The following is a 19169-nucleotide window of genomic DNA, read 5'->3' on the forward strand; positions in this document are numbered from 1 at the left end:
AAGGGGTCTCACTGTGAAATTCTCTGTCTTCACTGCCTCCACTCCGACCTGGACGCCCGAAGAGGCCGTCCAGAACCTGGCCAAACAGGGCTGGGACGGGATCGAGTGGGGCTTGATCGACAGTCCACCGGCGGACACACCCGGCTTCTGGGAGGGCAACCTTTCGCACCTGCCGCTGACGGGTATCGAGGAGAACGTCGACCGGTTCCGCGAGCTGACGGCGTCGGCCGGCCTGGAGATCTCGGCCATCGGCGGGTACTCGGATGCCAGTCCGGAGAATCTCGATAAGATCGAGCGGCTGCTGGCCGTCACTGCGGCGCTCGGTGCGCGCCAGGTGCGGGTTAACTCTCCGATGCTGACCACCGGTGAGTCGTATCCGGCGCTGATGACCGAGACCCGCAAGCACTACGCATGGATCGCCGAGCGGGCGGCCGAGCACGGCGTGAAGGCGCTCGTGGAGACGCATCACCGGCTGCTGACGGCTTCCGGTTCGGCTGCGCTGCGACTCCTCGACGGACTGGATCCGCGGCATGTGGGAGTGATTCACGACCTCGGCAACACCGTGATCGAGGGTCAGGAGGACTACCTCGGCGTGTTCCAGATGCTGGGTGACTACCTCGCCCACATCCACGTGAAGAACGCCGTGTGGGAACCGTTGGAGGGCCTCGATCCGGAAGGCGCGACCGTGTTCGGCCACCACTGGACGCCGCTTCGTAATGGGCAGGCGAGCGTCTTCGCGTACTTCGCTGCTCTGCGGCTGGTCGGATACAACGGCTGGGTCACGGTCGAGGACTTCAGCCAGGAGCTGCCGCTGGAGGAGCGCACCCTCGACAACCTCACCTATCTGAAGGCGGTCGAGCAGCGCGTCTCGACCGTGCCGTCGGACGAACTGCGGGTCGACGAACGGACGTCACGGATGAACCGCATCCTCAAGCAGTGATTCCCGCGATCCCGGACCTGGAGGTTGAGAACATCGTGACAGAACAGAACATCACCGCTCTGATCGTCGGCTGCGGCATCATTGGCAAGCACCACGGCGTCGTATTGACCAGGCATCCGTCGTTCACCGTGACGGCGGTGACTGATCCCGATCCGGCGATGGTCGAGTCGGCATCTGCGGCGATCGTTGGTGCGGGAGGCGCGGCGCCGGCGACGTACTCCAGTGTTGCTGAGGCCCTGGAGGCTCGCGTCGCTGACCTTGTGGTGATCTGCACGCCGAGTGGGTTGCATGTTGAGCAGGCGCTGGCGGCGCTCGAGTACGACGTACATCTGGTGATCGAGAAGCCTCTTAGCGTGAGCGTGGCGCAGGGTCGGGAGCTGATCGACGCCGCCGAGCGCGCGACGTCACAGGGTCGGTGCGTGACGGTTATCAGCCAGCATCGGTTCGATCCTGCGACTGTGGCTGTCCGCGAGGCGATTGAGGGCGGATCGTTCGGTCAGTTGACCTCGGCGGCCGCGGTCATGTCCATGTATCGCAGTCAGCAGTACTACGACCAAGGTGCGTGGCGTGGCACCTGGGCGTTGGATGGTGGCGGGGCCGCGATGAATCAAGGCGTGCACACCGTCGATCTGCTCCGCTCTTTCCTCGGGCGGCCCGAGGAGATCTCCGCCTATACGGCGCAGCTCGGGCATGAGCGGATCGAGATCGAGGACCTCGCCACGGCGACGATCCGGTTCGAGTCTGGTGCGCTGGCGACTGTGCTGTGTACGACGGCCGGCTACCCGGGTCTTCCCGTCCGGGTCCATGTTCATGGCTTACGTGGGTCTGCGGTCATCGACGACTCACGGCTCGAGTTCTTCCACGCGGGGGATCCGGAGAGCGGGCAGGCCCCGAACCAGGCTGCTGAACGCGTCGAGGTGGGAGAGCTGCGGTCAAGTCCGCCGGCCGAGGACTTCTTCGTCACCGGGCATCTGCGTCAGTACGACGATATTGCCGACGCCATCACCAACAAGCGCCCGCCTGTCGTGACGGTCAACGAGGCGTTGCTGTCGTTGGCGCTGGTGCGGGCGATCTATCTGTCGGCGACGCTCGGTGCGCCGGTGCGGTTCGACGACGTACTCGATGGCAAGTTCGACGAGTCCGCGGAGGCTGCCGTCGCTGCCATCGGCGGAGCGATTTGACGCACCGGTGACCCCGAGAGAGCAGCCGGCCTCGTTCCACGAGCTCGTCGCCCGGCGAGCCGAGACCAGACCGGACGACGAACTCGTCCGGCTGGTCGGGGCGCCCGGCTGGACCGCCGCAGCCCTCTGGGAACGCGCGCTAGACATCGCCGGTGCTCTGTCCCGCCACGTCGCCCCAGGCGACGCCGTCGCGACCTGCCTTCCAGCTGGCCCGGAGGCGATTGCGCTGACAACCGCGCTCTCGGCTCTCGGTGCCGTCGAACTGCCGCTCACTCCGGATGTGCACGAGACCTGGACCGCAAGCTTGCTCCAGGCAACTAACTGCACCACGATCATCACCGCGGACACCGGCCCCACCACCGTTCGCCGAACGGCCGCAGGCCTGCCGGCAGCCGGTCACGCGGCGCAACGTGACCGTGCAGCTGATGCGGCGGCGCGCGTTGGCAGTGCAGTTGATGCGGCGGCGCGCGTTGGCAGTGCAGTTGGTGGGGCGGCGCGCGTTGGCAGTGCAGTTGGTGGGGCGGCGCGCGTTGGCAGTGCAGTTGGTGGGGCGGCGCGCGTTGGCAGTGCAGTTGGTGGGCCGGTGCGCGGTGGCGCGGTGTTGTTGGACGAGCTGATTGCTGATGGGCGGCGGGTATCGCCGCGCAAGAGTGCGCCTGCTGATCCGGCCGCCGTGATGACTACGTCGGGGACGACTGGGCGGGTTAAGGGGGCTCTGCTGCCGGTGGGGGCTGGGCCGGGGCAGGCGGTGCGGGTTCAGCGGGCTATGCAGTATGACGAGTCGGACGTGCTTTACAGCTTCTTCTCGTGGCAGCACATCAACGCTCGCCATGCGGCCTTTCTGCCGGCTGTGTTGTCCGGCGCTCGGCTGGTGATCGGGCCCCGGTTCTCGGCGTCGAGGTTCCTCGAGACGGTTCGGGCCGAGGGCGTCACCGCCTTCAACTTCATGGGCGCGGTCTGCGCACTCCTGCTCCGCCAGCCACCGACTGACCGCGACCGGGATCATCTCGTCCGACGCGCGTACGGCGGCCCCGCGCCGGAATACCTGTTCCACGCGATGCGGGACCGCTTCGGCATCGAGCTGCTCCAGGCGTACGCCTGCACGGAGCTAGGCGACGTGGCAACTACGTCGAGCGGACACGTACGCCCAGGAGCCGCCGGACGGATTGTCCCCGAATACAACACTAGGATTGTCAACAATCTGGATGTGGACGTTGCTGCCGGTGAGATCGGCGAGCTGATTGTCCGTCCCGAGCAGCCCGATCTGACCTTCACCACCTACGTGGGCGATCCGGCGGCGGCCGACCGTGCCTGGCGCGGCGGCTGGTTCCACACCGGTGATCAGGTGCGGCTGGAAGACGGCTGGCTGTACTTCGAGGGCCGCAGCGCTGACGTCGTACGCCGGCGTGGCATCAACATCTCCCCCGACGCCGTGGAGCAGGCGATCGCGAGCATGCCCGGCGTCGCCGAGGTCGCCGTCGTCGGTGTGCCGTCCGAGCTAACCGAGGACGAGGTGCTCGCCGTCGTCGTGCCGCTGCCCAGTGCCGTCCTCCAGCCGGCCGAGGTACGTCGGCATTGCGTCGGCAGGCTGCCCCGCCATGCGCTCCCCCGTTTCGTGAGCATCGAGCACTCGCTTCCGTGCAACGCCAATCTGAAGGTGTCCAGGAACGAGCTCCGCGCTCGCGGCGTACCGCCGAATACCTGGGATGCCGAATCGGAGAACCCATGAGCCGTCTACGTGTCCTCGACCTGACCGACGAACTCGCCCGGGTCGCCGGCCGGTTGTTCGTCGGCATGGGCGCCGACGTGATCCGGATCGAGCGCGACCGAACGACCGACCGCGGAGATCGCTTGCACTGGCACGCGGGTCAACGAATCCTGCACCTTCCGGCCGAGGCCGAGCCCGACACCCTGCCCGCCACTCAGCGCGACACCCGGCCCGACACCCGGCCCGACGGTCAGCTCGACGGTCAGCCCAATGGTCAGCGCGACACCCAGCGCGACACCCAGCGCGACACCCAGCGCGACGGTCAGCTCGATGCCGTGCTGGATCGGTTGCTGCCCGAGGCGGATGTGGTCCTCGAGTCCGGCTCGCTCGATCAACTTCGGACGCTGAAGCGGCGCGGTCCGGCCTGGCAGCACGTCGTACATGTGGTTGTCACGCCGTTCGGGACGTGGGGACCGCGCAAGTCGTGGCGGGCCGACGATGTGGTGGCGACGGCAGCGGGCGGGATGGCGTGGCTGGGAGGTACACCCGGTGAGGCTCCTACGCCGCCACCGCGGGAGCAGGCTGGCCAGTTGGCGGGTACGCATGCCGCGATCGCCGCGATGCTCGCATTGATCGCCAGGCAGCGGACCGGAGCGGGCCAGCTCGCGGAGCTTTCCGTGCAGGAGGTTGTCGCCGCGACGCTGGAGACCGGTGCGATCTCGTGGATCCACGGCGGGACGATCCCGGGACGGACCTCCGGTGTGTACGGCCATGTCGCGCATCGCGTCTTCGCGGCGAAGGACGGGCACGTAGCTGGCGGGTACTCGGGACCGAACCGGATGTGGGACGACCTGCTGGCGTGGATGAACGAGTCCGGCGAAGCGGCCGACCTGACCGAGGAACGCTGGCAGGAACCCGCCTATCGCTGGCAACACCGCCCGTACGTCGACGAGGTGGTCGGTGCCTTCGTCGCCCGTCGCACGACCGACGAGATCGCGGCAGGCGGACGATCCCGAGGGTTGCCCTGGGCAACAGTCGCCGCACCGGCCGCCGTGCTGACGAACCCACAGCTGCTGGACCGCCAATTCTTCCTCGACATCGACACCTCCGACGGCGCCGTCCGCGACGTCGGCTTCCCCTTCAGGTCTCCTCAAACGCCCGCACGACTTCGCGAACCTGAAGACGTCGACACGACAGTCGCATGGCTGGACAGCAAGCATGAGCAGCCGCCACCACGTCGCCTGTCGACCCACGGCACGGCTCTGGAGGGCAAGCATGAGCAGCTGCCAGCAGGTCGTACGTCGACCCGCGGCGCGGCTCTCGACGGCACGGATGAGCAGCTGCCAGCACGTCGCATGTCGACCCGCAGCGTGGCTCTGGACGGCACGCATGAGCAGCTGCCAGCACGTCGTGCGTCGACGCGCGGCGCGGCTCTGGGCGGCGTACGGGTTCTTGACCTCACCTGGGTGCTGGCGGGGCCTTATGCAACGAAGATGCTGGCAGAGCACGGGGCGGACATCGTCAAGATCGAGTCGAAGCATCGGCAGGATCCGACTCGGTTCGCGCCGTCGATGCGATTGCGGCCGGAGGCGACGTACGACGACAGCGGCTACTTCCTCAACTTCAACCGCAACAAACGCAGCCTCGCGCTGAACCTGCGCACGCCGGAAGGCCAGGAGCTGCTGCGAGAGCTGGCAGCAACCGTCGACGTGGTGATCGAGAACTTCAGTCCCGGTGTCCTGGACCGCTGGGGACTCGGCTACCCGGACCTGCAGAAGCTCAACCCGAGCGTCGTACTGGTGTCGATGGCCGGCGTGGGGCAGACCGGTCCCTGGCGTCGCGCGGTGACGTTCGCGGACACCCTGGCCGCGATGTCCGGCCTCACCTACGAGACCGGAAATCCACCGCAGGGCTTGACCTTCGGACTCGGCGACATGGTCGCCGCGAACGCCGCGAGCCTCGCCACCCTCGATCTCCTCCATCAAGGAGTCGGCGGCCACGTCGACCTCTCCCAACTGGAAGCGATGGCAGCCCACCTGGGCCCAGCTGTGCTGGATCAAACACCAGCACACTCGCGCATTCTGCCGACGGCGGGCGACGACCGATGGATCGCGATTGCAGCAACAGACGACGTCTTGGCCGCAGCGCTCAGGGCGACACCGGCCGACCTTGCCAGGTTGATCTCCGAGCAGGACGCCGACACTCTCGCCGAGAATCTCCAGGCGCAAGGCATCCCCGCCTACCCCGTCCGTGACGGACGCGACCTCGTCGAGTGGGACGAGCAACTTGCTTCCGGCAACTTCTACCAGCAGCTCGATCACCCGGTCGCCGGTCAGGTCCTGCACGAGGGCCTCACAGCCCATCTCCGCAGCACACCCGGCGGCCTCTGGGATCCCGCACCACTTCTCGGTCAACATACCGACGAGCTCCTCACCGAACTCCTCGACCTCTCCCCTACCCGCCTCGCCGACCTCCACAACGAAGGAGTCCTCGAATGACAGACGGATTCCAGCTCCGGTACGACGGTCCGATCGCCACGCTCGCCATCGACAACGGGCCGGTCAACACCGTCGACCCGGACCTCATCGAGAACCTCATCAAGACTCTCCCATCCCTGACCGAGGATCCGGCGGTCCGGTGCATCGTTGTCCGCGGCAAGGGCAAGGTGTTCGTGGGTGGCGCCGACATCACCGTGATGCGCCGGCTCGAACCAGCGACGTACCGAGCCATGCGCCGCTGGGTCGAGGTCGAGCGAGCCCTCGAGCTTGCGCCGAAGCCGGTTGTTGCCGCGCTCAACGGTCACGCCCTCGGCGGTGGTGCCGAACTCGCCCTCGCGTGCGATCTGCGCATCCTCCACGCCCGCGCGACGTTCGGCTTCCCAGAGACCGGGCTCGGCATCTTCCCCGGCGCCGGCGGCTCCCAGCGGCTGCCCCGCCTGGTCGGACCGCACCGAGCGAAGCGTCTGATCATGGACGGCACCCGCCTCACCGCCGAACAAGCCCTCGACGCCGGTCTGGTCGATCTCGTTGCCAGCGACAACTTCGATGAGGTTGTCGCTCGCGAGGCGGCCCGGCTCGCCGCATTGCCGACGGCAACGGTCGGTCTCGTCAAGCAGGTCATCGATCGCGGCTGGGGGCTTCCGATCGACGAGGCGATGGCGGTCGAGGAAGAGTTCGTCCTGCGCAACCTCCAGCTCGAAGACGCCGCCGAAGGCCTCCAAGCGTTCCTCGACAAGCGGCCGCCGTCCTTCACCGGTCGCTAGTTGATCTGCCCCGTCGCCGCGACCTTCCGGATCACCTCGGCCAGCGCGGCAGCGTACTTCGTGGTGTCGGCCCGGAACGTCGGCGCAGTGATGGAGAGTGCCCCGAGCAACAATCCGCTGCTGCCGAAGATCGGAACCGCCACCGAGCAGTACCCGATAGCTGTCTCCTCCAGCTCGATCGCGTGACCGGAGGCTCGGATCTTGCGGATCTGCTCGCGGAGCATCCCGGGCAAGGTGACCGTCGACGGTGTCAGGCGCTCCAGCGGACGAGCGAGCACTTCGTCCAGCAGGGTCGGGGCCGAATAAGCCAGCAACACCTTGCCCGTGGCGGTGCAGTGCAGCGGCATCCGGCCGGCGATCCGCGACGGTTTGGTTGCCTGCGACGTGGCAGCGATCTTCTCGATATACATGATCTCGAGCCCGTCCCGGACCACCAGGTGCACGGTCTCCTTGGTGGCGTGGTGCAGGTTCTCCATGAACGGCCGGACGGCGTCGCGCAGTACCCGGAACCGCGGCACCCGCGCGCCCAGCTCGAACGCGCGCATCCCGAGCCGGTATTCCGCGCCAGACCGCTCGAGCATCCCCCACTCGAGCAGCTCCTGGGACAGCCGATGCACAGACGCCTTCGAGATCCCGGTACGGCGGGACAGTTCGGACAGCGAGAGGTCGGTGTCGTCGAGCTGGAAGGCCTCCAGGATCAGCCGGGTCTTGCCCAGCACGCTGTTGGCCCCCTCACCGAGGCCTTCGCCGTACCGGCGCGGGCTCACCTCTTCCACAAGCGAACAGTACGCATTCCTCAGTTGATTTGGTGGGTCAAAGCAACTTTCCGGCTCACGTCGCTGAGGGCCGCGGCGTACTTCGCGCAGTCCGCCCGGAAGGTCGGGGCGGTGATCGAGAGGGCGCCCAGGAGCAGGCCGCTGCTTCCGAACAGCGGTACGGCGACCGAGCAGTAGCCGATCACGGTCTCTTCCGACTCCACTGAGTGACCGGTCATGCGGATCTTGCGGACCTGGTCCTTCAACGCGCCGGGCATGATCATCGTGGACGGCGTCAGACGTTCGAGCGGCCGCGCGAGTACGTCGTCGAGCAGCGTCGGAGGCGAGTACGCGAGCAAGACCTTGCCGGTCGCCGTACAGTGCAGCGGCATCCGTCCGGCGATCCGGGACGGCCGCGCCGCCTGCGGTCCGCCGGCGATCTTCTCCAGATAGAGCACCTCCAGGCCGTCGAGCACCGCCAGGTGGACGGCCTCTTTCACGGAGTGATGCAGGTTCTCCATGTGCCGCCGGAGCTCGTCGCGCAGTACCCGGAACCGCGGCACGCGCGAGCCCAGCTCGAACGCGCGCATCCCGAGCCGGTACTCCGCCCCGGACCGCTCGAGCATCCCCCACTCCAGCAGCTCCTGGGACAACCGATGCACGGACGCCTTCGAGATCCCGGTCCGCCGAGACAGCTCCGACAGCGACAGATCGAGCTCATCGATCTCGAACGCCTCGAGGATCAGCCGGGCCTTGCCCAGCACGCTGTTCGCCCCGCCCCCGAGACCATCGCCGTACGGGCGTGCGCGCGGAACGTCCATGTCACTCCTTCCATGTCACTGCCTTCCGACGAGCAGCACGGTCCGAACCAGAATCTCGACCAGCCGACGCATCTCGCGCAGGTCGACGAGGTTCATCCCGGCCGTGAAATCAACCGGGTCCCCAGCCGGAGTCGTCGCGACCTTCGGCATCCCTACCCGCGCGGTCGGTACGCCGCGCATGCGCAGGATGTTCGCGTCCGTCGCGCCGCTGTTGGCCATGATCGGCACGTGCCGCTCTCCCGCGACGGCCTCCCACGCCGCGACGGTTGCGCGCACGATCGGCGCATCCGGCGGGGTGTGTGAGGCGGGTACGGCGGCGACTTGCCGGACCTCGAGATCGGCGCCCAGCTTCTCGCCCAGGCGTCGTACCTCCGTCCGCAGTTCGCGCGTGACGCCGGCCGGTGTTTGGGCAGTGGTGATCCGCAGGTCGAGGCGCAACCGGACGAGCGCCGGCGTCGAGGCCGCGAGTCGGTCCGCGCCGCCGGTGATCGACGAGACGATACCTTGCGGGCGCATGGTCCCGAGTTCGTTTCGCAGGGCGTACTGCTCTAGCCACGACTCGAGATAGCAGGCCACCTCGCCCGCGAGCGAGACGGCGTTGCGGTAGGGCAGTCGGTGACGGCTTCCGGCGTAGGTGTGGATGCCGGGGACGAGTACGTCGAGCCAGACCAGGCCGACCTCTTCGTGCGAGACGGTCCAGCCTGGCTTGGCGATCACTGCCTGGTCGGTGGTGTATCCGCGTTCGAGCAGGAAGGTGGCTCCGACGCCGTGACCGGTATTCTGCCTGACTCCGTTGATGGCGAAGCTCGGCATCCCGCCTGCTCCGAACCCGCCGACAACGTCGCCTGGCAGCTCGACACCAGATGCGGCCAACGCCTGCAATGCGACCAGAACGCACGCCGCGTGACCTTTCGGATTGCCGGCGCCCAAGCCCTGGACCAGGTCCCCGTGCACCGATGCACGCGGCAGCATGTCCGGCCGCATCACGGGGGCCGCAGACGGTACGTCGTACGCCGGGTCGCCGGTCGTGAACGTGTCGAGCGGCGCATATAGCAGCGTGGACGGACCATCGCCGCCAGGGATCGTGCCGACCGCGTTGGCCTGCTGCTCGTCGATTGTCTGCAATTGTGCAGCGACACCGTGCGCAATCAGATTGTCAACAATCCACGTCGCGATCGGCCGCTCGCCGCCGGTCGGGCTCGGGATGTCGACGACCCCACAGACAGCGTCGGCGAGTTGGTCGCGCGTGACGTGCCGCATCACCCGCTCCACCGCCTGCTCGGTTGTCATCGTCAGGTTCCTGGCAGAAGGACGGCGCGGCCGCGCAATCCGCCGGTTGCCAGTAGTTGAAGGGCCTTGGCGGCGTCCGCCAGCGGGAAGGACTGGACCTCGAGCGTCAGCTCGCCCTTCGCGAGCAGCTCCGCGAGGAGCGGCGCGTACTCAAGTGCCGCAGCGTCTCGCCGGATCATGTTGACCGGCAGCAGCGCCACATCGTCGAGCAACCAGGCCGGCAGATCCAGGCCGAGCCCAGTGCCGGCGACGTACCCGATGATCACCGCGCGCCCGCCCGGTCGGACCCAGCGCGATCGCTCGGCCACCCCTTGGCCGCCGAGCGTGTCGACCAGCAGCGTCGCCGGCCGCTCACGCTGCAACTCGGCTGCACGCTCCTCGTCATCCAGCCGGACAGCCTCGACACCTGCAGGCACCGAGTCGAGCTGCCCGGCCCCGACGAGTCCGATCACCGTGCACCCAGCCCGGACCGCGAGCTGCGCAACCATCGAGCCAACAGCACCAGCCGCGCCCGCCACAACAACGACCTCGTCCTCAACAGAACCGAACCAGCTGCCGAGCCGCCCGATGTCGTGCAAAGCGACGTATGCCGTGGTCGTCGGCACGAAGTACGTCGCGCCGACCTCAGGCGGAAGGTCAGCGGGAATCGGCGTCGCCCCCTTCCGCGTCGACACATACTCGGCCCATGTCCCATTGCGAACCAGACCGAGCCCACCGCCCCGCAGCGCCACCCGCGTGCCAGGCTCGTGGACATCGGACGAGACGACCGTCCCGCAGCCCTCGACTCCGCCGACATACGGCAGCTGCGGCTTGAGGTCGAAGTTGCCTCCAGCAACGGTATGGTCGAGGTGAGCCACCGCGGCCGCCTCGACGCGGACGAGCGTCTCGCCTGCCTTCGGCATCGGCACCGGCACGTCCTCGATCACCGGGGCTTCGCCCCACCCGTGAATCCGGACCGCACGCATGCTGTTCATGCCGGGTGCTTCGCGAGGAACTCGAGGCTGAGTTCGTTGTACCGGGCGGCCTGCTCGTGCTGCGGCCAGTGACCGCATTCGTCGAAGATCACCAGCTCCGAACCAGCGATCGCCTCGTGCATGTGATTCGCCTCCGGCACCTCGCCGAACGGGTTGTTGCGACCCCACACCACCAGCGTCGGGACCGTGATCTGAGCCAGGTGCTCGGGACGCAGTACGTTGCGCAGCCGCACCTCCATGTTCTGCAGACACAGCAGATTGTCGATGTTCTCCACGAAGTCGGGCTGGTGGTAGATCGCATGCCGAACCGCGACCAGCTCCTCGGTCGCGTCGACCGGATCCGCCATCAGCAACCGAAGCCGCGCCCGGGTCAGCTCGACGTCATCACGAGACACTGCCTCGCGGGTGCTGGTTCGGATCCGCTCCATCACCTGCGGGTTCGCAACGGTCCCGCCCGCACACAGCAACTGCAGCGACGCGATCCGATCCGGTACGTCGATCGCCGCGCGGGCGCCGACCCAACCGCCGAGCGACTCCCCGACGATGTGCGCCGATTCGATGCCGACAGCATCCATGTAGGCGAGCAGATGGTCGCGGTACCGCGGGATCTCGTACGGGTAGTCCGGCTTGGCCGTGTACCCGTGGCCGAGCATGTCGATCGCGTGGCAGTTGTACCGCGAGGCATGCGCACCGAGGTTGCGGGTGAAGGCCTCCAGGTGACCGCTCGTACCGTGCAGGAAGATCACGGGCTCGCCGGAGCCGGCCTGCAGCGACCGCGTCAGCACACCACCCGCGTCGACGGTCGTCAGCCGGAACTCGGTGCCGGTCAGCTCGGTCCAGATGGTCTCAGCAAGCGTCATATCAGTTCCTCCAGTGGTCAGCGGTGCTGGTTGATCCGGTGGATCTGGGTGTTGCTGCGGGCAAGCAGTTTGCGCAGTACGACAACCAGGGCCGGTACCGCCAGAAGCGCGAGAATCTTCCTCATGGTTCTCCTACGGAACGCAGGAAGCCCTCGACGACCGCGTGGTACGCAGCCGGCCGCTCCTCCTGCAGGTGGTGGGACACGTGATCCATCACGTGCAGGTTTCCGCGCGGCAGCATCCGCGACAGCATCAGCGGGTAGTCCGGAGTGAGGAAGGCGTCTTCGCGTCCCCACATGAACAGTGCGGGCGCCTCGATCAGGCCGAGTTCGTTGGTGAGGTCCTGCCAGTCACCGCGCGGTGAGTCCGACATCGCGGCCAGCTCCCGCTCCTCCGGGTCCAGGCTCTGCTGGTACCGCAGGTCGATCGTCTCCTCGGGCAGCTGGTCGGCGTCGTACCACTCGAGACGGGTGATCAGGGCACGCATCTTGTCCCGGGTCGGGCCGTCGCCGCCGTAGTAGATGTCACGGGCAGCACGGCCCCGATGGCCTCGCTCCGGCAGCGGAGCGAGCGGTCCGTAGAAGACCGGCATGCTGCCCGTGATGACAAGGGAACGGACCCGCTCGGGGTACTTCGCGGCCAGGCAGAGCGCGATCGTGCCGCCCCAGGAGTTGCAGATGAAGTCCGCGGCAGCGATGCCCAACGCGTCCATCAGCGCCACGGTCTTCGCGGCGTGGAAGTCCCACATCGGCCCGGTGATCCGGCACTTGTCCGATTTGCCGTATTGCAGAATGTCGACGATCAAACAATGCCGATCGACGGCGAAGTACGGAGCTACCGGGCCGAAGTCGCTCCAACCAGTGCAGCCTGGGCCGCCGCCGTGCAGGAAGATCGTGTCCGGCCCGGCGCCCAGTTCGTGGAAGTGGTACGTGACCCCGTCGGCCTTGGTGAACTTGCTGGCCGGCATCGGTCCGGCTGCCGGCGCGCTCATCGCCGTACCTCCGCGGGATCGATGACGGCGACGCCCATACCGGTGAGCCATTCAGGCATCGGTGCATAAGCAAGCCGCTGCCCTGGCGCGAAGCCGAGCGCGGCCGCCATCACCAGCCACGTGCGCAGCTCCTGACCGCCGTTCCCGGCGACCGCTTCCAGGTCCGCGGACGTCATCGACGCATACCCGCGCAACGACCCCTTGTCCAGGTCGTCGAGGAACGCCTCGTCGAACGACGAGAAGATCGTCGGCTGAGCGGCCACGATGATCTCGCGGCGGCGCTTGTCGTACCGCTCCCACTCACCCCGACCGTTCAGCCACGCCTCGACCAGGAACGCCTCGTCCTCCCCGGACGGATCGGTCCAGTCGCTCGGCCACGGCAGCTGATGCGACAAACCACCGGAAGCGATCACCACCACCCGCTTGTCCCCCGGCACCCCCGCCAGCTTCTCCCCCAGTTCGACGCAGCGCGCCACCGTCGGCAGCGGCTGCGCGAACACGTTGACCACCAGCGGCACCACCGGTACGTCGACACCGTCGAGCAGGTACTGGATCGCGTGCGACTGACCGTGATCGATCTGGAGCCGCGCCGAGATCGCGACCTCGCTCCCCGACTCGACCAGGTGAGTCGCCAGCGTCTGCGCGAACACCGGATCGGTCTTCTGCGGACCCTTCGGCGTCCCGGACTCGCCGGCCGCGATCACCTCGCCGACCCCGACCGTGAACGACGGGATCAGGTCGAGCCAGAACCCGCGGAAGTGGTTCGACCCGACGATCACCACCACGTCCGGGTCCAAAGAGGCGATACGATCCCGCGCCGTACCAAGAGCATCCCGGAAGGCCGAGGCGCGGTCGGTGTGCACGACCTTGTCCCAGTGCGTGTTCATCAAGGTCGAGTGCGACGCCCCGACGCCGAGCACGATCTCAGTCATCGGCGAGCTCGATTCCTTCGGCGCGCAACCGGTCGAGGCGATCCTCGGTCGTGTCCTCGGCGAGCTTGCGCCACTGCAGCAACGAGTCGTCGGGACGGTAGAGCTTCTCCGGCGGCGCGTCGGTGACCTCGACCATCCACTTGTCCTGCCCGGAGAACTGCCCGTGGAACAACCACCGGACCGCACCGAGGTACTTCGCGTAGAACGGCAGCGTCTTGAGGCCCTTCTTGAAATCCGCGAGTACGCCGACGTAAAGGTGGTTGCCCTCGTCAACAGGTACGTAGAACTCGTAGTGGATGAAGGTCGGATACGCGATCCGCAGTACGCCGGGCATGCTGACCGACGCGAAACCGGGGAACTCCTGCGCCGCGATCGTCGGATTGACCTCACGATGCGTCGAGGTGTTGCCGATGTTCTTCGTCTCCTTCGGCGGCCGCAGCTTGTACCAGGCCGTCCCGCTCCAGCGACCGAGCCCCGGGAAGTTAGCCTCCCAGAACTGTTCCTGCTGCACCCGATAGATCCAGCGGCCGCGCTTGACGATCCGGGTCGTGTTCCACACCGGCATCGGCTTGAACAGCCGCCACAACGCGGTCCGGTGCAGGTACTTCGCGTGCCCCTCGTCGTACCCGTTCTCGCAGGCGAATCGCCAGTTGCCTTCCCGCGGCTGGATCCGCGCGCCCAGCACGGCCGGGTTGGCGACCAGCTCCTCCGGCAACTGCTCGTCGATCGGGTGCGGCTTCTCGCCGTCGCCGACGTACACCCAGACCATGCCGAGCCGCTCCTCGACGTCGTACGTCGGCTGCGTCACCTTCCCGCAGATCGGCGACTGCGGCCCGTCGGTGATCGCGGCCTTGAGGTCGCCGGTCTCCAGATCGAAGGTCCAGCCGTGGTAAACGCACGACAGCGTGCCCGGAAACTGCTTGCTGCCGTAGCTCAGCGGCACTCCGCGGTGCGGGCACCGGTCTTTCATCCCGAACACCTTGCCGTTGTCGCGGATGACGAACAGCCGCTCGCCGAGCAGCGTCACCTGACGCGGCGTCTCGCCGACCTGCGAGGAGAAGCAGACCGGGTACCAGTAGCCGCGGAAACCGACCTTCGCGGCCTGGTAGTGCGGCCAGCTCGACCAGTCCTGACGGCCGGGTAGCCGGCCGGCGCGATGCTTGCGCGCAGGCCTTTTCTCAACGGTGTCAGTCACGTCAGCTCCACTGGTCGTCGTGATCGGTGCAGCGAGCACACCACCGAGCGCCGAAGCGGCCAACAAGTTCGGTTCGTCTGACGGAACACCCCACGTCTGGGCAGGCAACTTTCACGCCCGGTCCGGTGAGCGGTCCCGACCACGCGACGTCCCGGGTACGCCGTACCTACATTCGGCGCATCCCATCTTCAGGAGGACTCTCGTGACCACGTCCCAGAGCGTCTCGACCGACGTACTGATCGTCGGCGCGGGACCGACCGGTCTGTACGGCGCCTACTACGCGGGCTTCCGTGGCCTCAGCACGACCGTGGTCGACGTACTGCCGCAGTCCGGCGGCCAGGTGATGGCGCTGTACCCGGAGAAGCAGATCCGCGACGTCGCCGCCATCCCCGCGATCAAGGGCCGTGATTTCGTCGCCGCGCTGGTCGACCAGGCAGCGTCGTACGAACCGACGTACCTGCTCGGCCGTCAGGCGCTGACGCTCGAGCACACCGACGACGAAGCGATCGCGTTCCTGGACGACGGAACCGTGGTCCGCGCTCGCGCCGTCGTCCTCACCTCGGGCATCGGTACGCCGACCCCTCGCCCGCTCGAATGCGGCGAGGAATGGCTCGGCACCGGCCTCTCGTACTTCGTGTCCGACCCGAGCCGGCACGCGGATCAGGACGTGGTGATCGTCGGCGGCGGCGACAGTGCGCTCGACTGGGCGGACGCACTGGAGCCGATCGCCCGATCCGTAACGCTCGTCCACCGCCGCGCGGCCTTCCGCGGCCACGCGGCCACGCTCGAACGCGTCCGGTCCGGCAGCGCCCGGATCCACACCGACACCCAGGTCGTCGCGCTCGAGGGCGACGACGGCCGGCTTGCGAAGGTCACGCTGCGCTCCAAACAGGGCGAGGAGACCGTCGTGCCGGCCGACCACGTGATCGCCGCACTGGGTTTCATCAGCGACCTCGGACCGCTGCGCGACTGGGGACTCGAGCTGCGCGGCCGGTCAGTCGCGGTCGATCGGGCGATGCGGACCAATCTCCCCCGGGTCTACGCCGCCGGCGATCTCGCCGACTACGACGGCAAGGTCAAGCTGATGTCGGTCGGTTTCGGTGAGGTCGCCACCGCCATGAACCACGTGGCCGTGGACCTGGACCCCGAGCTGACCCTGTTCCCCGGCCATTCCACCGACGCTGCCTGAGGAGGTTGCCATGACGTATGTGATCGGCGCCGACTGCATCGACGTACTCGACCGTTCCTGTGTCGAGGTGTGTCCGGTCGACTGCATCTATGTCGGCGGACGGAAGAGCTACATCAACGGCAACGAATGCATCGACTGCGGCGCCTGTGAGGTCGAGTGCCCGGTCGAGGCGATCGTCGTCGACCGCGCCGCCCGCAAGGATCCCGCGCTCAAGGAGCACCTCGACGACTCCCGCGTCTTCTTCGAGCTACCGCTGCCGGGCCGGGACGCGGCGCTCGGCGATCCCGGCGGCGCGCAGAAGCTGGGCGAGGTCGGCGTCGACACCCCGCTGGTCGCCGGATGAGACGTGCGTACGCCGACACCCTGCTCGGGCAACTGCACTACGCCGAGACGGGCTCAGGCCCTGCGCTGCTATTGCTCCACCAGACGCCACGCTCGTACGACGAGTTCCGCGAACTCCAGCCGTTGCTCGCCCGCCGGCATCGCGTCATCGCGATGGACATGCTCGGCTTCGGTCTCAGCGCCACGCTACCGAGCCCGCAGACCATCGAGCAGTACGCCGCGGGCGCCTTCGCCTTGCTGGACGCGCTGAAGATCCCCACGGCTTCCGTTCTCGGGCATCACACCGGCGCTGCCGTCGCCGTGGAGATGGCGGCCGCGCATCCGGAGCGCGTAGGTGCGCTCGTGCTATCCGCACCGCCCTGGAAGCCGCACCACTCGGGCGTCGACGACGTCAAGACCGATGCCGATGGCAATCACCTCACCCAGCTCTGGCGGCTGCGGCAGCCCTACTACCCCGTCGACCGGCCGGACCTGCTCGACCGATTCGTCCGCGACGCGCTCGCGCCCGGAGTCGACCCGGCCGAAGGACATCTGGCGTGCGTGCGTTACCGGATGGAAGATCGGGTCGGATTGGTGACCGCGCGAGTCCTCCTCATCGGCGCCTCCGCCGATCCCTTCTCGCTGCCGAACGTGGCCATCCTCCAGGAGCACCTGACTGCGGCCGCCTCGGTCGAAGCAGCCGTCATCGCCGGCGGGACGATCCCGTTGATGGAGCATGCGGCCGAGGAAGTCGCCGGGCTCGTCGACGACTTCCTCGACTGATCGTCAGGCCTTCGCCAGGTCCAGCGCGATGTCGACGATCATGTCCTCCTGACCGCCGACCAGCTTGCGCCGGCCGACCTCGACCAGGATCGTCCGCACATCCAGGTCGTAGCGATCCGCAGCAACCTCGGCGTGCCGAAGGAAGCTCGAGTACACCCCGGCGTAGCCGAGAGTCAGCGTCTCGCGATCGACCCGCACCGGCCGATCCTGCAACGGCCGGACGATGTCGTCGGCCGCGTCCTGCAACGCGAACAGGTCACACCCGTGCTCCCACTCCTGCAGATTCGCGACCGCCACGAACGGCTCGATCGGGCAGTTCCCCGCGCCGGCGCCTTGACCGGCGAGCGAGGCGTCCACGCGGGTCACACCTTCCTCGACCGCGGCGACCGAGTTCGCGACCGCCAGCGAGAGGTTCTCGTGGGCATGGATGCCGAGCTCGGTCGACGGATCGAGCACATCGCGATAGGCCCGTACCCGCTCCCGTACGCCGTCGATCAGCAGCCGGCCGCCCGAGTCGGTGACGTAGACGCAATGAGCGCCGTACGACTCCATCAGCGCGGCCTGCTTCGCGAGCTCGGCAGGTGGCGCGAGGTGGCTCATCATCAGGAAGCCAGCCACGTCCATTCCGAGCTCGCGGGCCGTGGCGATGTGCTGGGCGGACACGTCTGCCTCGGTGCAATGAGTTGCCACTCGCACGGACCGTACGCCAAGGCTATGCGCGCGCTTGAGGTCCTGGATCGTCCCGATGCCGGGCAGCAAAAGGGTCGTCAGCCGGGCGCGGGAGATGTTCTCGGCCGCGGTCTCGATCCACTCCCAGTCCGAGTGCGACCCGGGTCCGTAGGTGAGGCTGCCGCCGGCCAGGCCGTCGCCGTGCGCGACCTCGATGCCGTCGACACCCGCCGCGTCGAGCGCGGAGACGATCCGGGCGACGTCATCTGTCGCCATCCGGTGCCGTACGGCGTGCATGCCGTCCCGCAAGGTGATGTCCTGAATGAAGAGCCTGGTCATGCGCTCGCCCTCTCTTCAGTCATGGCTAGCCTTTCTGCCGTGGCCAGCGCCGCGGACGTCATGATGTCGAGGTTCCCGGCGTACGACGGGAGATAGTGCGCGGCGCCCTCGACCTCGAGGAAGACCGAGACCTGGTGTGTGACCGGCAGTCCGCCCGTGAGGGTGTGTACTGGCTGGTCCTTCGGCACCGCGGTGATCTGGACCTCTTGTTTGAGTCGATAGCCCGGCACATAGCCGGCGACGACGGCCACCATCTCGCCGATCGACTCACGGATCCGGTCGTGTGTGCCGGCGTCGTCGGCGTCGATCAGGCAGAGCACGGTGTCGCGCATGATCAGCGGCGGCTCCGCGGGGTTCAGCACGATGACCGCCTTGCCACGCCGCGCTCCGCCGACCTTCTCGATCGCGGCGGCCGTGGTCTCGGTGAACTCGTCGATGTTCGCGCGCGTGCCCGGTCCGGCCGACTTCGAGGCGATTGACGCGACGATCTCGCCGTACACGACGTCGGTGACCCGGCTCACGGCGGCGACGATCGGGATCGTTGCCTGACCCCCGCACGTCACCATGTTGACGTTGTCCAAGTTGGACATGGCAACGTTCTCACCGAGGTTGACCGCGGGTACGACGTACGGTCCGAGTGCGGCCGGCGTCAGATCGACCAGCCGCTTGCCGTACGGCGCCAGGGCGCGCGCGTTCGCCTCGTGGGCCTTCGCCGAGGTGGCGTCGAAGATGATGGCGATCTCGTCGAAGCCGTCGAGCGCGATCAGCCCTTCGACACCCTCGTGCGTCGTCGGAATCCCGAGCCGGGCGGCGCGGGCGAGACCGTCGGAGGCGGGGTCGATGCCGACCAGCGCGGCCAACTCGAGCGTCTCCGACAGCCGCATGATCTTGATCATCAGATCGGTGCCGATGTTCCCCGACCCGATCACGGCGACCTTCGTGCGTTCCATGAGTTCCTT

General features: G+C 67.7%; 18 protein-coding genes. 8 read left to right on the top strand and 10 right to left on the bottom strand.

From position 1 onward, the window contains the following. The first annotated feature begins 13 nt into the window (after positions 1-13). From ACQPYH_RS23895 to ACQPYH_RS23915, 5 genes are read left to right on the top strand one after another with little or no spacing between them, the layout of a single operon-like run. Positions 14-940 carry a sugar phosphate isomerase/epimerase family protein gene (locus tag ACQPYH_RS23895; RefSeq protein ID WP_432875322.1) on the top strand — a complete coding sequence of 309 codons (927 nt, stop codon included), beginning with the start codon at positions 14-16 and terminating at the stop codon, positions 938-940. After that, the gene (locus tag ACQPYH_RS23900; protein WP_432875324.1) at positions 937-2121 is read left to right on the top strand and encodes a Gfo/Idh/MocA family protein; all 1185 of its coding nucleotides are present in this window, start codon (positions 937-939) and stop codon (positions 2119-2121) included. The genes ACQPYH_RS23895 and ACQPYH_RS23900 overlap by 4 nt, the downstream gene beginning before the upstream one ends. Positions 2122-2128: 7 nt before the next feature. After that, positions 2129-3850, top strand: a complete 1722-nt coding sequence (locus tag ACQPYH_RS23905) for an AMP-binding protein (RefSeq protein ID WP_432875327.1) — start codon at positions 2129-2131, stop codon at positions 3848-3850. Beyond that, positions 3847-6327: a CoA transferase gene (locus tag ACQPYH_RS23910; protein ID WP_432875330.1), complete on the top strand. Its 2481-nt coding sequence runs from the start codon at positions 3847-3849 to the stop codon at positions 6325-6327. Before ACQPYH_RS23905 ends, ACQPYH_RS23910 begins: the two co-directional genes overlap by 4 nt. After that, positions 6324-7091, top strand: a complete 768-nt coding sequence (locus tag ACQPYH_RS23915; RefSeq protein ID WP_432875333.1) for an enoyl-CoA hydratase/isomerase family protein — start codon at positions 6324-6326, stop codon at positions 7089-7091. The genes ACQPYH_RS23910 and ACQPYH_RS23915 overlap by 4 nt, the downstream gene beginning before the upstream one ends. Here ACQPYH_RS23915 and ACQPYH_RS23920 read toward each other — a convergent pair. From ACQPYH_RS23920 to ACQPYH_RS23955, 8 genes are all read right to left on the bottom strand, one after another. After that, positions 7088-7867: an IclR family transcriptional regulator gene (locus ACQPYH_RS23920; protein WP_432875335.1), complete on the bottom strand. Its 780-nt coding sequence runs from the start codon at positions 7865-7867 to the stop codon at positions 7088-7090. The genes ACQPYH_RS23915 and ACQPYH_RS23920 overlap by 4 nt on opposite strands. A gap of 20 nt (positions 7868-7887) precedes the next feature. Further along, entirely contained in the window at positions 7888-8667 is a 780-nt protein-coding gene (locus tag ACQPYH_RS23925) for an IclR family transcriptional regulator (protein ID WP_432875337.1), read from the bottom strand. A 15-nt stretch (positions 8668-8682) separates the two neighbouring features. Continuing rightward, positions 8683-9957, bottom strand: coding sequence for a M20/M25/M40 family metallo-hydrolase (locus ACQPYH_RS23930; RefSeq protein ID WP_432875340.1), 1275 nt, complete (start codon positions 9955-9957; stop codon positions 8683-8685). A gap of 2 nt (positions 9958-9959) precedes the next feature. Next, positions 9960-10931: a quinone oxidoreductase family protein gene (locus tag ACQPYH_RS23935; protein ID WP_432875343.1), complete on the bottom strand. Its 972-nt coding sequence runs from the start codon at positions 10929-10931 to the stop codon at positions 9960-9962. Further along, complete coding sequence (locus tag ACQPYH_RS23940) at positions 10928-11791, bottom strand: alpha/beta fold hydrolase (RefSeq protein WP_432875346.1); 864 nt, start codon at positions 11789-11791, stop codon at positions 10928-10930. The genes ACQPYH_RS23935 and ACQPYH_RS23940 overlap by 4 nt, the downstream gene beginning before the upstream one ends. A gap of 121 nt (positions 11792-11912) precedes the next feature. Continuing rightward, positions 11913-12782: an alpha/beta fold hydrolase gene (locus ACQPYH_RS23945; protein ID WP_432875349.1), complete on the bottom strand. Its 870-nt coding sequence runs from the start codon at positions 12780-12782 to the stop codon at positions 11913-11915. After that, positions 12779-13714 (bottom strand): hypothetical protein, encoded by a 936-nt coding sequence (locus ACQPYH_RS23950; RefSeq protein WP_432875351.1) that lies wholly within the window; start codon positions 13712-13714, stop codon positions 12779-12781. The genes ACQPYH_RS23945 and ACQPYH_RS23950 overlap by 4 nt, the downstream gene beginning before the upstream one ends. Further along, positions 13707-14909, bottom strand: a complete 1203-nt coding sequence (locus ACQPYH_RS23955; RefSeq protein WP_432875353.1) for a Rieske 2Fe-2S domain-containing protein — start codon at positions 14907-14909, stop codon at positions 13707-13709. The genes ACQPYH_RS23950 and ACQPYH_RS23955 overlap by 8 nt, the downstream gene beginning before the upstream one ends. A 202-nt stretch (positions 14910-15111) precedes the next feature. On the opposite strand from ACQPYH_RS23955, the gene ACQPYH_RS23960 reads away from it, so the two are divergent. The 3 genes from ACQPYH_RS23960 to ACQPYH_RS23970 are packed head-to-tail and all read left to right on the top strand — an operon-like array spanning position 15112 to position 17202. Continuing rightward, complete coding sequence (locus tag ACQPYH_RS23960; RefSeq protein WP_432875356.1) at positions 15112-16098, top strand: NAD(P)/FAD-dependent oxidoreductase; 987 nt, start codon at positions 15112-15114, stop codon at positions 16096-16098. 10 nt (positions 16099-16108) lie between these two features. Next, on the top strand, positions 16109-16441 hold the full coding sequence (locus ACQPYH_RS23965; protein WP_432875359.1) for an indolepyruvate ferredoxin oxidoreductase subunit alpha: 333 nt from the start codon (positions 16109-16111) through the stop codon (positions 16439-16441). Then, positions 16438-17202 carry an alpha/beta fold hydrolase gene (locus ACQPYH_RS23970; protein WP_432875362.1) on the top strand — a complete coding sequence of 255 codons (765 nt, stop codon included), beginning with the start codon at positions 16438-16440 and terminating at the stop codon, positions 17200-17202. Before ACQPYH_RS23965 ends, ACQPYH_RS23970 begins: the two co-directional genes overlap by 4 nt. Positions 17203-17205: 3 nt before the next feature. On the opposite strand, the gene dmpG is transcribed toward ACQPYH_RS23970, so the two are convergent. Continuing rightward, a complete protein-coding gene (gene dmpG, locus ACQPYH_RS23975) occupies positions 17206-18210 on the bottom strand; it encodes a 4-hydroxy-2-oxovalerate aldolase (protein ID WP_432875365.1) in 1005 nt (334 codons plus the stop codon). Further along, on the bottom strand, positions 18207-19160 hold the full coding sequence (locus ACQPYH_RS23980) for an acetaldehyde dehydrogenase (acetylating) (protein ID WP_432875368.1): 954 nt from the start codon (positions 19158-19160) through the stop codon (positions 18207-18209). Before ACQPYH_RS23980 ends, dmpG begins: the two co-directional genes overlap by 4 nt. Positions 19161-19169 lie beyond the last annotated feature (9 nt).

It is taken from the genome of Kribbella sp. CA-245084 (genome assembly GCF_050942355.1).
In the GTDB taxonomy this organism is placed as follows: Bacteria; Actinomycetota; Actinomycetes; order Propionibacteriales; family Kribbellaceae; genus Kribbella.

Excerpts from the sequence above, each read along its gene's own strand:
- ACQPYH_RS23910 (WP_432875330.1), top strand. The coding sequence starts at position 3,847 with ATGAGCCGTCTACGTGTCCTCGACCTGACCGACGAACTCGCCCGGGTC.
- ACQPYH_RS23915 (WP_432875333.1), top strand. The coding sequence starts at position 6,324 with ATGACAGACGGATTCCAGCTCCGGTACGACGGTCCGATCGCCACGCTC.
- ACQPYH_RS23925 (WP_432875337.1), bottom strand. The coding sequence starts at position 8,667 with ATGGACGTTCCGCGCGCACGCCCGTACGGCGATGGTCTCGGGGGCGGG.
- ACQPYH_RS23930 (WP_432875340.1), bottom strand. The coding sequence starts at position 9,957 with ATGACAACCGAGCAGGCGGTGGAGCGGGTGATGCGGCACGTCACGCGC.
- ACQPYH_RS23935 (WP_432875343.1), bottom strand. The coding sequence starts at position 10,931 with ATGAACAGCATGCGTGCGGTCCGGATTCACGGGTGGGGCGAAGCCCCG.
- ACQPYH_RS23940 (WP_432875346.1), bottom strand. The coding sequence starts at position 11,791 with ATGACGCTTGCTGAGACCATCTGGACCGAGCTGACCGGCACCGAGTTC.
- ACQPYH_RS23945 (WP_432875349.1), bottom strand. The coding sequence starts at position 12,782 with ATGAGCGCGCCGGCAGCCGGACCGATGCCGGCCAGCAAGTTCACCAAG.
- ACQPYH_RS23950 (WP_432875351.1), bottom strand. The coding sequence starts at position 13,714 with ATGACTGAGATCGTGCTCGGCGTCGGGGCGTCGCACTCGACCTTGATG.
- ACQPYH_RS23965 (WP_432875359.1), top strand. The coding sequence starts at position 16,109 with ATGACGTATGTGATCGGCGCCGACTGCATCGACGTACTCGACCGTTCC.
- ACQPYH_RS23970 (WP_432875362.1), top strand. The coding sequence starts at position 16,438 with ATGAGACGTGCGTACGCCGACACCCTGCTCGGGCAACTGCACTACGCC.
- dmpG (WP_432875365.1), bottom strand. The coding sequence starts at position 18,210 with ATGACCAGGCTCTTCATTCAGGACATCACCTTGCGGGACGGCATGCAC.
- ACQPYH_RS23980 (WP_432875368.1), bottom strand. The coding sequence starts at position 19,160 with ATGGAACGCACGAAGGTCGCCGTGATCGGGTCGGGGAACATCGGCACC.